15 protein-coding genes are annotated in these 14,800 nt (G+C 62.6%); 8 read left to right on the forward strand and 7 right to left on the reverse strand.

Going from position 1 to position 14,800, the window contains the following annotated elements:
- The first annotated feature begins 4 nt into the window (after positions 1-4).
- The 5 genes from NKI21_RS12880 to NKI21_RS12900 all read left to right on the forward strand — a co-directional run bounded on the left by NKI21_RS12880 (position 5) and on the right by NKI21_RS12900 (position 4,384).
- Positions 5-1,021: an ABC transporter permease gene (locus NKI21_RS12880; RefSeq protein WP_352442413.1), complete on the forward strand. Its 1,017-nt coding sequence runs from the start codon at positions 5-7 to the stop codon at positions 1,019-1,021.
- Positions 1,021-1,992: an ABC transporter permease gene (locus NKI21_RS12885; protein WP_023813929.1), complete on the forward strand. Its 972-nt coding sequence runs from the start codon at positions 1,021-1,023 to the stop codon at positions 1,990-1,992. The genes NKI21_RS12880 and NKI21_RS12885 overlap by 1 nt, the downstream gene beginning before the upstream one ends.
- Complete coding sequence (locus NKI21_RS12890) at positions 1,989-2,948, forward strand: ABC transporter ATP-binding protein (protein WP_013531724.1); 960 nt, start codon at positions 1,989-1,991, stop codon at positions 2,946-2,948. The genes NKI21_RS12885 and NKI21_RS12890 overlap by 4 nt, the downstream gene beginning before the upstream one ends.
- An 8-nt stretch (positions 2,949-2,956) precedes the next feature.
- Positions 2,957-3,943, forward strand: coding sequence for an ABC transporter ATP-binding protein (locus NKI21_RS12895; protein ID WP_127397497.1), 987 nt, complete (start codon positions 2,957-2,959; stop codon positions 3,941-3,943).
- A 138-nt stretch (positions 3,944-4,081) separates the two neighbouring features.
- A complete protein-coding gene (locus tag NKI21_RS12900) occupies positions 4,082-4,384 on the forward strand; it encodes a DUF982 domain-containing protein (RefSeq protein ID WP_352442414.1) in 303 nt (100 codons plus the stop codon).
- Positions 4,385-4,487: 103 nt separating this feature from the next.
- On the opposite strand, the gene NKI21_RS12905 is transcribed toward NKI21_RS12900, so the two are convergent.
- The 3 genes from NKI21_RS12905 to NKI21_RS12915 form a co-directional block, all read right to left on the reverse strand.
- Positions 4,488-5,159 carry a DUF1194 domain-containing protein gene (locus tag NKI21_RS12905; protein WP_164892905.1) on the reverse strand — a complete coding sequence of 224 codons (672 nt, stop codon included), beginning with the start codon at positions 5,157-5,159 and terminating at the stop codon, positions 4,488-4,490.
- A 171-nt stretch (positions 5,160-5,330) separates the two neighbouring features.
- Positions 5,331-6,161 carry a hypothetical protein gene (locus tag NKI21_RS12910; RefSeq protein ID WP_245273307.1) on the reverse strand — a complete coding sequence of 277 codons (831 nt, stop codon included), beginning with the start codon at positions 6,159-6,161 and terminating at the stop codon, positions 5,331-5,333.
- Positions 6,145-7,143 (reverse strand): DMT family transporter, encoded by a 999-nt coding sequence (locus tag NKI21_RS12915; RefSeq protein WP_352442415.1) that lies wholly within the window; start codon positions 7,141-7,143, stop codon positions 6,145-6,147. The genes NKI21_RS12910 and NKI21_RS12915 overlap by 17 nt, the downstream gene beginning before the upstream one ends.
- 151 nt (positions 7,144-7,294) lie before the next feature.
- On the opposite strand from NKI21_RS12915, the gene NKI21_RS12920 reads away from it, so the two are divergent.
- Entirely contained in the window at positions 7,295-9,277 is a 1,983-nt protein-coding gene (locus NKI21_RS12920) for a BTAD domain-containing putative transcriptional regulator (protein WP_352442416.1), read from the forward strand.
- Between the two features lie 242 nt (positions 9,278-9,519).
- Complete coding sequence (gene dusA / locus NKI21_RS12925; protein WP_023813937.1) at positions 9,520-10,518, forward strand: tRNA dihydrouridine(20/20a) synthase DusA; 999 nt, start codon at positions 9,520-9,522, stop codon at positions 10,516-10,518.
- Between the two features lie 10 nt (positions 10,519-10,528).
- Here dusA and NKI21_RS12930 read toward each other — a convergent pair whose 3' ends face one another.
- The gene (locus tag NKI21_RS12930; protein ID WP_352442417.1) at positions 10,529-11,233 is read right to left on the reverse strand and encodes a TIGR02281 family clan AA aspartic protease; all 705 of its coding nucleotides are present in this window, start codon (positions 11,231-11,233) and stop codon (positions 10,529-10,531) included.
- 7 nt (positions 11,234-11,240) lie between these two features.
- The gene (locus NKI21_RS12935; RefSeq protein ID WP_352442418.1) at positions 11,241-11,474 is read right to left on the reverse strand and encodes a DUF1289 domain-containing protein; all 234 of its coding nucleotides are present in this window, start codon (positions 11,472-11,474) and stop codon (positions 11,241-11,243) included.
- A gap of 197 nt (positions 11,475-11,671) precedes the next feature.
- On the opposite strand from NKI21_RS12935, the gene NKI21_RS12940 reads away from it, so the two are divergent.
- The gene (locus NKI21_RS12940; protein ID WP_352442446.1) at positions 11,672-12,670 is read left to right on the forward strand and encodes a nicotinate-nucleotide--dimethylbenzimidazole phosphoribosyltransferase; all 999 of its coding nucleotides are present in this window, start codon (positions 11,672-11,674) and stop codon (positions 12,668-12,670) included.
- Positions 12,671-12,682: 12 nt separating this feature from the next.
- Here the strand turns inward: NKI21_RS12940 and NKI21_RS12945 are convergent, their stop codons facing one another.
- A complete protein-coding gene (locus NKI21_RS12945; protein WP_352442419.1) occupies positions 12,683-13,213 on the reverse strand; it encodes a GNAT family N-acetyltransferase in 531 nt (176 codons plus the stop codon).
- Positions 13,214-13,263: 50 nt separating this feature from the next.
- Positions 13,264-14,784, reverse strand: a complete 1,521-nt coding sequence (locus NKI21_RS12950; RefSeq protein WP_352442420.1) for a sensor histidine kinase — start codon at positions 14,782-14,784, stop codon at positions 13,264-13,266.
- Between the last annotated feature and the right edge of the window lie 16 nt (positions 14,785-14,800).

Genomic DNA, 14,800 nt, shown 5'->3' on the forward strand with positions numbered 1-14,800 from the left:
GTCGGTGTCGAACGTAGCTGTCGCCGCGCCGCGCAAGACGCGAGGGCCCTGGGCCGTCGCGTTTGCGAAGCTGGCAAGGGACAGGGCTGCCATGGCGTCGCTGGCCGTGTTCCTCCTCATCGTCCTTGCCTGCCTCAGTGCGCCTCTTTATGCGAAATGGGCAGGCGTGGATCCCTTCGCCTCGACGCTCGACGCCGTTATCCAGATCGACGGTGCCGACGTTCCGGTGATGGAACAATCGACGGAGGGGCTTGGGCTTGGCTACACACCGCTCGGCCCGACCTGGCGGCTGGGCAATTATTTCCTCGGCGCCGACAGCCAGGGCCGCGATGTCATGGCCAGGATGCTCTATGGCGGGCTGAGCTCGTTGTTGATCTCCGGAGCAGCCACCATCTTCACCCTGATCCTGGGCACGGCGGCGGGATTGATCGCCGGCTATTTCGGCGGCGTCACCGACACGGTGCTGTCGCGCTTCCTCGACATACTGTGGGCGTTCCCGATCTATCTGCTGGCGATTTCGCTCTCCATCGTCACCATCGCGCATGGCATCACGATCGGTCCGATCCAGATCGAGTCCGGCAGTCTGTGGCTGCCTGTCATCATCATCGGCACCGTCTACGTGCCCTATGTGGCCCGCCCAATCCGCGGGCAGGTTCTGGCACTGCGTAAAAGCGAGTTCGTGCTGGCCGCGATCAATCTGGGCGTGCCGGGATGGCGCATCTTGTGGCGCGACATCCTGCCCAACGTCACCACCACGCTCATCGTCTTCGTGCCGCTGATGATGGCGCTGAACATGCTTACGGAATCAGCGCTTTCCTTCCTTTCGATCGGTGTGCAGCCACCCGCCGCGAGCTGGGGCACCATCATCCAGGACGGGCAGGCGCTGCTTTACACCAGGCCATTGGTGGCGCTGGTGCCGGGGCTGGCGATCGCGGTTTCCGTCATGGCGCTCAATGTCTTCGGCGACGGCCTGCGCGACGCGCTCGACCCGCGCTCCAAGGTTCGGCTGGGGCGCGACTGATGATCTACGCCATCCTGCGCCGTTTCGGCCAGATGCTGTTCGTGATGTTCGGCATCTCGGTCATCGTCTTCCTGATTTTCTTCGCAACGCCGGGCGCCGACCCGGCGGCGCGCATCGCCGGCCGCAATGCATCGCCCGAAGTGCTGGAGGCGGTACGCCACAGCTTCGGCTTCGACCGGCCGCTCTACGTGCAATATGTGACGATGATGGAGAAGATCTTCGTCACCGGCGATCTGACCTCCTTCGTCAATCGTGGCTGGAAGGTGGTGCCGGCGGTCATGGATTCGATCCCGGTTACACTCTCGCTGGTGTTCGGAGCGGCGATCCTGTGGGTGGTCGTCTCCATCATCATCGGCATCGCCGCCGCCGCCACGCGCGGCAGCTGGCTGGACAAGCTGCTGATGGCGCTGGGGCTGCTCGGTATTTCGATGCCGGTGTACTGGCTGGGCGAAGTGATGAACCTGATCACCCAGAGCCGCTACCACGACAGCTGGGCGTTCTCCTGGGTGCCACCGCTCGGCTACAAGAATTTCTCCGACGATCCGAAGGGCTGGTTTCTGACCCTGGTCATTCCCTGGATCACACTGTCCATTCTCTATATCGGCATTTACGGGCGCGTGCTGCGCGCGGCAATCATCGAATCGCTGCAGGAAGACTATATCCGCACGGCCCGGGCCAAGGGGCTGTCGGAAACCCGCATCCTGCTGCGCCATGCCTTGCGCACGTCGCTCATCGCCTTCGTCACTCTGTTCGGCCTGGATTTCGGCGCGCTGGTGGGAGGCTCGGCCTTGCTCACAGAGGTGGTGTTCGGGCTGCACGGCATCGGCAAGCTCACTTATGACGCTCTGCAGAATCTCGATCTGCCGATGATCATGGCGACGGTGATGTATGCGTCCATGTTCGTGGTTATCGCCAATGCGGTCGTCGATTTCGTCTACATCCTTCTCGATCCGCGCCTGAGGACATCATGATACTGTCGGTGCGCGACCTCAGAGTTTCCTTCCGCACAAATGATGGCCTGGTGCGGGCCATCGATGGCGTTTCCTTCGACCTCGAGGAGAGCGAGATCCTCGGTGTCGTCGGTGAGTCCGGTTCCGGCAAGACCGTGTCGCTGCTGGCCGTCATGGGTCTCATCACCGATCCCAACGCCACCATCGAAGGGTCGATCCGCTACAAGGGCCGCGAACTCGTGGGACTGCCCGCACGCGAACTCAGGCGGCTGCGCGGCAACGAGATCGCGATGATCTTCCAGGATCCGATGACCGCATTGACGCCTGTCTACACGATCGGCTGGCAGATCGCCGAACAGATCCGCGCGCATCGCAACATCAGCAAGTCCAAGGCGATGGAGCGCGTCGAGGAACTGCTGGCCGAGGTGAATTTTCCGAACCCGCACGAGGCGATGTCGCGCTACCCGCACCAACTGTCCGGAGGCATGCGTCAACGGGCGGTGATCGCAATGGCTTTGTCCTGCAATCCGGCGCTGCTGGTGGCTGACGAACCGACCACGGCGCTTGACGTCACCGTACAGGCCGGTATTCTCGATCTGGTGCGCAAGCTGCGCGCGACGCACAAGTCGGCGGTCGTCTTCATCACGCATGACATGGGCGTGGTCTCCGAACTCGCCGACCGGGTCATGGTCATGTATGCCGGCCGCGTGGTGGAGCGCGGCAGTCGCGCGGAGCTGTTTTCCGATCCGCGACACCCCTATACGCGCGCGCTGCTGGGTTCGATCCCGCCGCTGACCGGCGAAAAACCGCGGCGCCTGCCGGCCATTCCCGGTTCGCCGCCATCATTGCTGCGACTGCCGCAGGGCTGTGCGTTCGGTCCGCGGTGTCCAGTTCACTACGAACCCTGCGAGGCCGGCAAGCCCGATCTCGGGAGCGGCACCCATGCCGCGGCATGCTTCAGGGTGGCACAGGCATGAGCGGACCGATGATCGACAAGAACCGCCCAATCCTCGAGACGCGTTCGCTGGGCAAGCGCTTTTCCATCGGCAGCCGCTTTTCTGCCGAGGGCAAGCGAACCGTCCATGCGGTCGACAATGTTTCCCTGACCGTGTGGCGCGGCGAGACGGTTGGGCTGGTCGGCGAATCCGGATGCGGCAAGTCCACGCTGGCGCGCTGTCTGGTGAGGCTCTACGACATATCGGACGGCGAGCTTCTGTTCGAAGGCAACGACATCACCTCGAAGTCGCTGTCTGAACTCAGGCCGCTGCGGCGGCGCCTGCAAATGGTTTTCCAGGATCCGTCGGCATCGCTCAATCCGCGCCGGCGCGTCGGCGACCTGGTGGCCGAGCCGCTGCGCATCCATGGCAGGCTCTCGTCGAGCGAGATCACCAAACGCGTGGCGGAACTGTTCGACCTTGTCGGCTTGCTGCCGGATCACGTCATGCGGTTTCCGCACGAATTTTCCGGCGGACAACGCCAGCGCGTCGGCATCGCGCGGGCTATTGCATTGAATCCGGACCTTGTGGTCCTGGACGAACCCGTCTCTGCGCTCGACGTGTCGGTGCAGGCGCAAATCGTCAACCTGCTCGCCGATCTGCAGGAGAAGCTCAACCTCACTTACATCTTCATCGCCCACGACCTGTCTGTGGTACGTCAGGTTTCAACCCGCATCGCGGTCATGTATCTCGGCTCGATCGTCGAAGAAGGGCCGGCGGAAGAAGTGTTTGCAGCACCAGCCCATCCCTATAGCCAGGCGCTGATCTCGGCGGTTCCCGTCGTGGAGACGACGCCCGGTGGGACGCGCAAGCGCATCATCCTCACCGGCGACGTACCGAGCCCGCTGAACCCTCCAACCGGCTGCCGTTTCCATCCCCGATGCCCGATCGCGGCGGAGCGCTGCCGTTCGGAGCGGCCGCAGTTACGGGAATACCGGCCCGGTCGCAAAGTCGCCTGCCACTTCCCCACGATGTAGGCGACACTCACCACCGCACGGGTGATCGCCTTCGCCTGACAGATTTCTAAAAAATTCCATTTTTGCCGGGAACCAACTGGCTATTGGCGCGTTTGGTGGGGTTCGATCGAGCGCATTGCGGTCGACCGGGAGGAAGCGATGGATCAATTGCATTTCTTTTCGCCCGTGCGGATTTCGCGCGGGCAGGGACACCCTTTGGAAGAAATCGATAGTGTTGCCGAAGCCATGATGTTCTTGCGGAAATGGCCGACGGGACGGCGCGGTCCGGTTTATCAGTGCGCGCTGAATTGTTGCTCGGCCGCCTTGTCGGGCCAGATGTCGGCCGAGGAAGCAAGGAAAGCGTTCACCGGCTTTGCCCGCATCACGCGTCTTCTCGATGACGACATGGCGTTGCCGGTGCCCGGCGAAAGCAAGGCAAGCGTACACGCGTTGCGGCGATAGGCTGTTGTCCTGACGGTCCCCACAAGGTCCCGCGCTGCAAGGCGCGGGACCTTGTGCCGCGCTCGGTTTGACGCATCGAAAGTTCGTCCTGCATGGCACACTTTCACAGCGGACGGTCGTTCATGCTTACTTCGGTCACGAGCTTGCGGCGAAGCGCCATGGTGTAGTCGTCTGGCCCCTTTGGCGTCATGACGAAGGCTTGGGAACCGCCAATCACCGATTTGGCAAAATAGGATGCCAGAGGTTCGCCGGGATTCTCATCCTCCGTCGGGATGGCGATGGCGTTGATCGTATATCCCTTGGCTATGGCGTTCGACCTGCTCGGCTGGACGGGAAGCCCGTCGTTGTTCTCGCCGTTGGAAGAGATATCGATGACTTTCTTGGCCGCCTTTCCCGGGAACCGGTCGAGCAGGAGACTGCCGATGTCGATAGCCGAGGAAACGGATGTTCCGCCACGCCCTCTGCGGATGAAGCCGGTATCGCCTTTCCTGCTGATCACCGCTGCCGCCGCTTTGGCATCTTCCAGTCCGCAGATGCTTGTCCAGGGCAGCACGACGCGTGCGTGTCCGGGGCTCGACCATTCAAAATAGGCAACGCCGATGCAGCCAACGTAATTCCGGCTGATAGCGGCGATGATCTCTGGCGAGGTGAGTGCCGCGGCATGTCCCTCGCGTTGCATATCGGCGATCTTTGGATCGATCGACGACGAGAAGTCGACCGCGAACACGATGGCGACGTCAACGTTCGCGGCATGGGCAGAGATCGCCCAAAACATCGAAGCTGCGACTATTCCTGTCACTCTCGAGATTGAACTGACCGGCGTCAGAATGCCCCAACCTTTCGTCCGTACCCGTTCACGAAAGGATAGGGGGGCGGCGTCCTGATGATATACACTGCCAAACATGTCATTCTCCATCTCGACATCCGGTCGTTTCAAAAAGCGAGCTCAACATGTGGAAATTTGGCGGGGCGCCTTGGCACCCACCCCGAACAGCAGCAGATCGGCCTTGGTCCACAAAAGATAACAGCCGAGCAAGGTCAGCGGCATGGCGAGTGCCGCGAAGGACCCGCCCGACCAGACCTCCGGCAGAGCTCGGCCGAGGGCGACGGTCGTCGCCAGCATTGCCGGCAACCGGCTGGCGAGCACCGCACTGCGGAACGGATCGGGCCAAGCGGCCGGCCACATCGGAATTGGCGTGCCGGGCCTGTGGAAGGTGCTGCCGAATTTGCCCAGGGCATGGAGCAGGCCAGAGGTCGCCGCAAGCAATGGATCGCCGAGCAGCAACAGGGCAATACCGAGTCCGATCGCACCCAGACCCGACAGGAAGTCGCCCAGACGGTTGAGGGTGGGATCGGGAGCATCCGGCCTTGCCCAGGCCCGGTGATAGGCCTCGCCGCCCCAGAAGAAGACCAGGGTGGTCAAGGTCAGCGCAACAGTGCCATGGCTGCCGGCGAAATATTCGATCACCGCCATGGTGACGCTGCTTCCCTCATGCAAGCCGACCGGCGCGGTAGCAATCTGGATCGCGAGACCGACAATGAGGCCGAGCGCGTTACCGCTGTTGTAATAGCCGCCCGGTCCCTTCATGCGGGCGCGAAGCGCCGAAACCAAATGTGCGATAGGAAGAAGGATCGTCCGCGCGTCCATCACTGCGCCCCCACGACAAGTCCTGCCGCCATCGGCAAGGCCACCGCCGCCTGGCTGATCGACGCCACTGGCCCCGTGTCGGGCGGCAGCCGGGGCCGGAATAGGTTTCGCATCACCGGCAAGGGTCATCACATTCCTCCACTGGACCTGAATTGTTGGGGTGACGATCGCCTGCCCAATTTGCGGCGGCAGCTGCAAAGGCAGGGGCCCCGTCGGAGGGTTGAACCGAAGCGGTTCGCAAGGACGTGCGTGCCTGCGGCGCTCGGTTCGACAGTGCCACGGACAGGATCGCACCCAGAATGATGGCGGCACCCAATGCGCTCGCGGACGAGCTCCGCTCGCCGAGAAAGATCGCCGCGCCCAGCGCCCCGAAAACGCTTTCTGCGCTGACGATCACGGCGGCGTGGCTGGCCGGCGTAAAGCGGAGGGCAACCGTCTGTATGCCGAAGGCAATCGCAGTGGAGAACACGCCGAGGATCGCCAGTTCCGGGCCGGCTGCGAATGCGGCGGCCAACGACAGATTGCCTTGCATTGCGCCGAGCGGCAGGGCGAAGGCTGCGGCGCCGAAGAACTGTGTCGCAGCTGCGGTGAACGGCCGCGCATGCACCTGCATGTGCCGGCCCAGCTCGACTGCCCAGAGCGCATAGCAGGCAGCCGAGAGGACAGCGGTGAGATCGCCGCTGATGAGCCCGGCGATCCCATCCGACAACAGCAGGGCTCCAACAACGGTCAGCCCGGCGGCGACCGTGAGACTCGGCGTCGGACGTTCGCCTATGAGAAACCAGGCGGCCAGCGGTGTCATTACCGTTGCCGTGCTGACCAGGAAGCTCGCATTGGTGACGGAGGCGCCGAGATAGCAAAGCTGCTGGAGCGTGATGGAGATGGCAAACAGCGCGCACACCTTGGCCAAGCTGGAAAAATAGTCCGGCCCGAGCGGAAGCCGCCTCTCCATCAAGACAAAGGGCAACACAAGCAGGCCGCCGATCAGGCAGCGCAGACCCACCGCACTCAGCGCGTCGAGATGCACAAGCACCATCTTTTGCGAGACATTGCCGAAGCCCCACAAAGCGGCTGCGAATAGCAGCAGCAAATTGGCTCTTGTCCTGGACACGCGTCCCCCTCGAACCAAGCCTTTCGTTGACTTGGTCACTTTAATTTAGCAAAGCCTAAACAGCCTGCCGTTACGGCAGCGCTTGAGCGCGAAGGCCGACTGTTGCGAAGCGTTAGTTTTGAGTTAGGATTTCGTCAGGCTGGGATAGCAAATGCAAAGTGAGGACAGGGGCGCTGCAAATAGAATCTCACTCTTCGGCGGTTTCCGGATTGAAAATGAAACGGCCGGTCCGCTTCGGCTGACCGGGAAACGAGGGCCGGCAATCATCGCCTATCTGGCCCGGTGTCCGGGCATGGCGGCGACGCGGGAGAGGCTGGCTGACCTCCTATGGGGCGACAGTGACGGCGAACATTCGCGCAACAGCCTTCGGCAAGCCCTCAGTGTCCTGCGCCAGGATCTGGCGCGAGAAGGGGTGGATCTCATCCATTCCAGCGGTGAGCTGATCGCCCTGAGGCCAGAGGCCTTTCAAATCGACGTGGAGAAGTTCGAAACGGGTCTCTCGGCCCGTTCCGCTCAGGACCTCGCGAAGGCCTTGGCGAACTACACCGGGCCCTTCCTCGACGGGCTTTATCTGGGAAGCAATGCGTTCGATGACTGGATCACATCGGAACGCGACAGGCTGCTCGGCCGCGCGCTTGAGTCCTTCGAAAAACTGGCCCGTCTCGTCGACCCCGATGCCGGGCTGATCCTGGCCGATCGTATTCTGAGCATGGAACCGACACGGGAAGAATCCTATCGGCTCAAGATGGAATTGCTGCTCGCATGCGGGCAACGCGACAGGGCAATCAGGACATACGAAGCTTGCAGAAGCATGCTGAAGAAGGAGTTCGGCGTCGAAGCCGGCACTGAAACGCGGGCGCTTTGGCAATCTCTGTTGCTTGCCGCCGATGACGCTTCAAATGTGCAGTCGACAAGTGGTGTTCCGGCCAGCCAGCGCCTTGGGCGTCCGTCCATCAGCGTTGCCGACTTCGTCAATCTGACTGGAAAGCAAGGCGACGACTTTTTCGCCAAGGGACTTGTCCAGGACATCACGACGGCCCTTTCCGAAGTGGCCGATTATGTCGTGCTCGCCGCGCTTCCGCCCGAGAAGAGCGGCCCAGGCGAAGAAGCCAAGACGCCAGGGACACTCCGGGCGCGATATATGCTCAGCGGCAGCGTCCAGAGATCTGGCAATGGGTTGAGGGTAAATGTCCAGCTCGTCGACGCCGCCGGCGGCCACCACGTCTGGGCCCAGAAGTTCGACGGCCACTCCGAGAACGCGCTCGAATTCCAGGACAGGATCGCACAGTCTGTTGTTCTTGCCGTGATCCTCGAACTTCAACTGACCAACTGGAAGGTTCGAGACAAAAGCCCGCCGGGGACCCCTGAAGTGCGCAGGCTGGTCAACGAAGCCCTCATGAAATATTTTGAGATGACTCGGGACTCACTTTTGATCGGGATTGAGCTTGCCGAGAAGGCCTTCTCGATAGGTCCCGACAACGCTCGTGCAAAGCGGACGCTCTCGATCGTAATATCCATGGGCGTGGCGTTTGGTGCGCTGCCTCGGGAGCGAGGGGTGATCGAGCGTGCGGTCGAGCTTGCGGAAGCTGCGGTGCGCGCGGTGCCGGACGATGAAATTGCCCGATGTATCTTGTCGTTCGCTCTCGAAAGTTGCGGTCGTATCGACGAGGCGATCGCCGAATGCCGCCACGCGATCAGCCTCAACCCAAGCTACCCGACTGGCCACGGCGATATTTCGATGCTCTTTGCGTTGCGCGGACAGGTCGACGAAGCGGTGCGCGAGGCCAACGAAGCAATCCGGCTCGGAACGCACGATGTGATCGACTTCTGGCGCCACCACGGCCTGGTTGTGGCGCTCTTCGCTGGCGGAGACAACCAGCGGGCGCTCGAAGCCGCCCGCAAAGTGGTCAGGACAAAGCCGGGCTTCGTTCGCGGTGCCCTTTATTGGGCCGCGACCGCGTCGGCCACCGGGAACAACGAAGAAGCGTCCCGAGCCATCCACCATTGCCTGTCACAACTTCCGCATCTCAATCTGAGCAATGTCTGCCCTGGCTTTGTGCCGCGCTATGTGAAGGATCATCACCATTCCCGGTTCCTTGAGATGCTGTCGAGGGCTGGCCTTCCCAGTTCCTAGCCACATCTTTGGCGCAGACACCATCATACGAAACTGGAGGGTTCCATCCTCCGCCCAGGCATCGAAAGCAGATGACGCGTTGGCAATTCCGGCCAGGTCGACCTATAAGCTACCCCTGCGATTGAGCTAGTCGCGCCGCACGCCGTCGCGCCAGCCAGTCATCCGCCGAATTTGCGGCTTGGCCTATCATGGCACGTGATAGAGTTCATACGATACGATTTAACCTATTGAAGTTACTAAATATGCAAGAGTATCAAAGGTTTAGGATAGCCATAGCCCCGATGATGGACTGGACGGACCGGCATTGCCGGTTCTTCCACCGCCAGTTGACGAGCCATGCACTGCTTTACACCGAGATGGTGGTGGCCGACGCGGTCATTCACGGCGCGCGCGAGCGGCTGCTCGGCTTCGATGCGACGGAACATCCGGTCGCGCTGCAGCTCGGCGGCTCTGATCGTGAAAAGCTCGCCGAGGCTGCCCGCATCGGCGAGGCTTTTGGCTATGACGAGATCAACCTCAATGTCGGCTGTCCGTCGGACCGCGTTCAGTCGGGCACGTTCGGCGCCTGCCTGATGAAGGTGCCGGACCTCGTCGCCGGCTGCGTCGCAGCGATGAAGGCGGCGGTGACAATTCCCGTCACCGTCAAATGCCGCATCGGCGTCGACGAGCAGGACCCGGAACCAGCCCTCGATGCGCTGGCGGATGGGGTTTTCGATGCCGGCGCCGACGCGTTGTGGGTGCATGCACGCAAGGCGTGGCTGGAAGGGCTGAGTCCCAAGGAAAACCGAGACATCCCGCCGCTCGATTACAGCAGAGTCTATCGACTGAAGGCAAAAAAGAACAACAAATTCATAGGCATAAATGGTGGAATTCAGTCGATTGAAGAGGCCCAGGCGCATCTCGGTCACGTCGACGGCGCCATGCTTGGCCGCGCCGCCTACCACACGCCCGGCATTCTGGCCGGCGTCGATGCCGCTTTCTACGGCGTCCAGTCCGAGCCGTTCGATTTTGCCGCGCTGATCGATACCATGGCGGACTATGCGGCACGCCATATCGAGCAGGGTGGCCGGCTTGGCCATGTCACCCGCCATATGGTCGGACTGTTCCATGGCCTGCCCGGTGCGCGCCGCTACCGGCAGATCCTGTCCACCGACGCGACAAAACCCGGCGCCGGCCCGGACGTGCTGAAGACGGCTTTCGCGGCCGTCGAGTTCGGTGGAGCAGCAGCCGAAGCGGCTTGAGTTTTGGGGATCAATCCCTGAGGATCATGCGGTCGCCGCGCACGTCAAAACCCGACAATGAACCGATGAAGTTCATGCCGAGCAGGCTCTGGCTGAGCATGCCGGGTGCGGCGATCATCACCGACATATCCCTGCGCATGATGCCGCCGATCGCAATCTGATCGGTTTTCACGGCCGCGGCGCGTGCCATGCCGTTAGCGGTCGAAACCGGTATGGTGTAGTTGAGCGCGGCCGGATTGAATCCGGCGGCCTGCGCATCCTGTGACGTCAGCACGGTGCTGGTTGCACCCGTATCCACCACGGCCCGGACCGGGTTGCCGTTGACCAGGATGCGCGCTTCGAAATGGCCGTTGTCGGCCTTGTCGAGCGTCACCGTGGCGTGACCGTCTTCGACGCCGAGCGCAAGCGGGCTGCCGGGAACAAGGCCCGCGGTCACCCGGCTGGCGACATCCTGCAACTCATAGCGATATTGGTAGCCAGCGATCAGCGCGAGTGCGATCGCCGCCCAGGCGCCGAGGTTGCGGGCCATGGCGCCCAGGGGCCGGCCCGAGCGAAGCAGGCCGGCGCCGACAAGGGCGCCAAAGGCGCCGAGCCAGATCAGTCGGCTGAAATCGTTGTTCTCGACGCCGAGCGTGCTGCCGGCGGAATCGTTGAGCATGAGCAGGACTGCTCCCACCCCGATCGCGGCCGTCAAGATCCAGAACAACCGGCTCATCCGCACCTCACGATAGCGCGTCGCGTTCGCGCGTCATGCGGGTGCGGCGCGTTTCCCGGCGCGGCCGGCGCTCGACCGTTTCCAGCCGGGCCGGCAATTGCGCCATGACGCTGCGGCGCGTTTCCGTCGTCATCCCGATCCAGGCGCCGATTTCCTCGCGCGTGCGGCCGCAACCGAAACAGAAGCCGGTTTTCATGTCGATCGAACAGACCAGGATGCACGGGGATTCGATGACCGTCATGACTTTCTCTTGGGCTTCCATCCGGAATCCCTTGTTCCACCTCCACATGGTGCAACGGCAAAGCCAATGCAAGCCCTCGCGATTGCGCCCTTCGGGGCCGGCTTTGCGTCAAATGCAGGCCCATCATCCCGGAGGTTGTGCCAACCTCGCAAGGCGGCTATGCCGCTCACCAACTCCAGGGAATGATCGACAACAAGATGACCAGCGCACTGCCTTTCGACGATTTTCGCAACCTGTTGGCCAATCTGCCGACGGCCGACACGGCAGCCGAGACCCGCGTGCGCATGCTGTTTGCCAAGGCCGACAAACCAGGCAATTCGCTTGGCCGTATCGAGGACATCGCCGCCTGGCTGGCAGCCTGGAGCGGGCGGGCCCCGCCCGCGGTGACAAGACCGCTGATGGCGGTCTTTGCCGGCAATCACGGCGTCACGCGCCACGGCATTTCGCCACGGCCGGTGGCGGCGACCGCCAATGCGGTCGAGCTTTGCGCCGCCGGAGGTGCCGCGATCAACCAGATCTGCATCGCCAACGATCTCGGACTGAAGGTCTTCGATCTCGCCCTGCACATCCCGACCGCCGACATCACCGAGGATGCTGCGCTCGACGAGCGTGGCTGTGCCGCCACCATGGCCTTCGGCATGGAAGCGATCGCCGGCGGCACCGACCTTTTGTGTCTCGGCGATCTCGGCGTCGGCAACTCCACCGTCGCCGCCACCCTGTTTGCGGCGCTGTTCGGGGGCAGGGGCGCCGACTGGGTCGGCGCGGGGTCGGGGGCCGATGCGGCCATGCAGGCACGCAAGGCCGACGTGGTCGATGCTGCGCTGGCTTTTCATGACGGCCATCTCGGCGACCCGCTCGAGGCGCTGCGCCGGGTCGGCGGCCGTGAATTCGCAGCAATCGCCGGCGCCATCCTTGCCGCGCGGATGCAGAAAATCCCGCTGCTGCTCGACGGATTGGCCGCCACGGCAGCCGCAGCGGTACTGCATGGCGTCAATCCCACCGCGCTCGATCATTGCCTGCTGGCCAGCCTGTCGCCAGAGCCTGCGCATGCACGCGCCGCCCAACGGCTCGGCCTGCGCCCGTTGCTCGATTTGGGCATCAGCCATGGCGAAGGGGCAGGGGCCGCCCTTGCCGCGGGGCTGGTCAAGGCCGCCGCGCTGACCAGTTCGGGCATGGCTGCGGCAGTACGCGGCTAGAGTCTTGAGGTATTAGCGCCGGAGATTGGGAATGCGATAGACGACAGTGTTGTATTTTGGGTTGGAGCGGCCGCCGACTATTACGCCTCCAAGGCGTTCCGCTATTCTTCTGCTGGCCACGTTCCTTTCGGCAACCGGATATTCGAAGCAGTCCGGTTCAAGTGCCTCGGAAGCCCACTCCGCGACAGCAGCAATTGCCTCTTGGCCAATGCCGTTTCCTTGAGCGTCTTCCCTGATCCAGATCCCGAGTTCGGGACACACGGTCTTCGCTGCATGAAGGCCGACAAGTCCCAGACAGCGATCGTCCGCCAATGCACGCACAACAAAGTGCAAATCCGATCCGTCCTGGATTGGCGTCAGCCAGGATCGCCATACTTTGGCAAAGGCCGCCAGTGATCGAGGTGGTTCCCACTGCATGAAACGGGTGATGGCGGGAGTGATGGCGAAAAAGAGGTCTTCAGCGTCGTCGGCTGTAAACAGCCTCAAGCGAAGGCGGTCCGAGTGGATCTCTATGCCAACGACGTGCCAATCACCTTCTGCCATCGTGGGGCGCCGTCCTTCTTGCTGGCCATCGACACAGTTCGCCGCGACGCTTACCGTCGTCGAGCCGCCACCGCCGCTGTCGGCAGTGCTGGCAGTTCCTCCATCACCCGGCTCAGCGGAAAGATGGCGATCGCCTCGGTCCCTTCGCGCAGCTTGGAATGAAGCTCGAACTCGCCGCCATGCATGGCGAGCAGCCCTTGCACGATCGGCAAGCCAAGCCCGGTGCCTTGCTCGGCGCTCTTGATCGCGATCGAGCCCTGGCCGAAGGCGGAAAGCACGATCGGGATCTCGTCTTCCGGTATGCCCGGACCGTTGTCCTTGATCGAAATGTATTGTCCGCCGCCCGCCGTCCAACCAACGCGGACACGGATTTCACCGCCGGTAGCGGTGAATTTTATCGCATTCGACAGAAGGTTGAGCGTGATCTGTCGCACCGCACGCTCATCAGCGAAAAGGCGCGGCAGTTCGTGCTCGAAATCCTGGACGACCCGGATATCCTTGTTGCGCGCCCTCAACTCCATCATGTGACAGCAGTCCTCGACGATACCAAGCAGCATCACCGGCTCTTCGTTGAGCTGGTAGCGGCCGGCCTCGATGCGCGAGAGGTCGAGGATCTCGTTGATCAGGTCGAGCAGATGCTGGCCGGATTCGTGCACGTCATGGGCGTAGTCGCGATAGGTGGGATTGCTCATCGGCCCCAGCACCTCGTTCGACATCACCTCGGAAAAACCGAGAATGGCGTTGAGCGGTGTGCGCAATTCGTGGCTCATCGAAGCGAGGAACCGCGATTTCGCCAGATTGGCGTCTTCGGCCCGCCGCCGCGCCTCGTCCGACATCGATTTCGCCGTCTCCAGTTCGGCGATCAGCGCATCCTTTTCGGAGCGGAACGACAACATCATCAGGGACGAGTGGTTGAGATGCCGGGCCACATAGGCGAAGAACGGCAGCGACATGACCAGCAGCGCGGCCATGATCGCCTCGACCGGCATCCATAGCTTGGCGCCGGCATAAGCGTAGAGCGCCACGGGAACGGCAAAGGTGGCCAACAGCGCCCCGCGCAGAGACGAGGTCATCACCGCGGTCGCCGCCATGGCGAACAACAGCACCACGGCCTTGACGATGTGGAACGGATCGACCTCGCAGACGCTGCAGCCAAGCCACACAAACCATGCCCAGCCGAGACCGCAAAGGAAATGGCCGATCAGGAATTCCCGTCGTGCTTGCGAAGGGTTGAGGTCGGAAGCTTCCGTGCGCTCGATGCGCCGCGCCATGAAGGCAACGATGGTGTAGCAGGTCAGGGCGAACAGCGCCCAGAGCCCGATCTCGTTGCCGATTCCGGCCAGCCGGCCGGCCGCCGCGATCGACAGGACAAGAAGCGGGATGGCGATGGCGCCGCTGGTCATCGCGCGGGCATGCAGCTTCAACAGTTCGCGATCGAAATCGGGATTGCCGGCCTGCTGCGAAAGACGGTCACGCGTCTTGCGCACCGCGCGCGCCACATCGCTGTTGCGATGAGGTTTCCTGCGGTCCACAATGAACTTGTCCGCTGTGTTCGAGCGTTGCAAGGGCATCAAAACTTCAATTTAT

The organism is Mesorhizobium sp. M0715 (genome assembly GCF_040320355.1).
Lineage (GTDB): Bacteria > Pseudomonadota > Alphaproteobacteria > Rhizobiales > Rhizobiaceae > Mesorhizobium.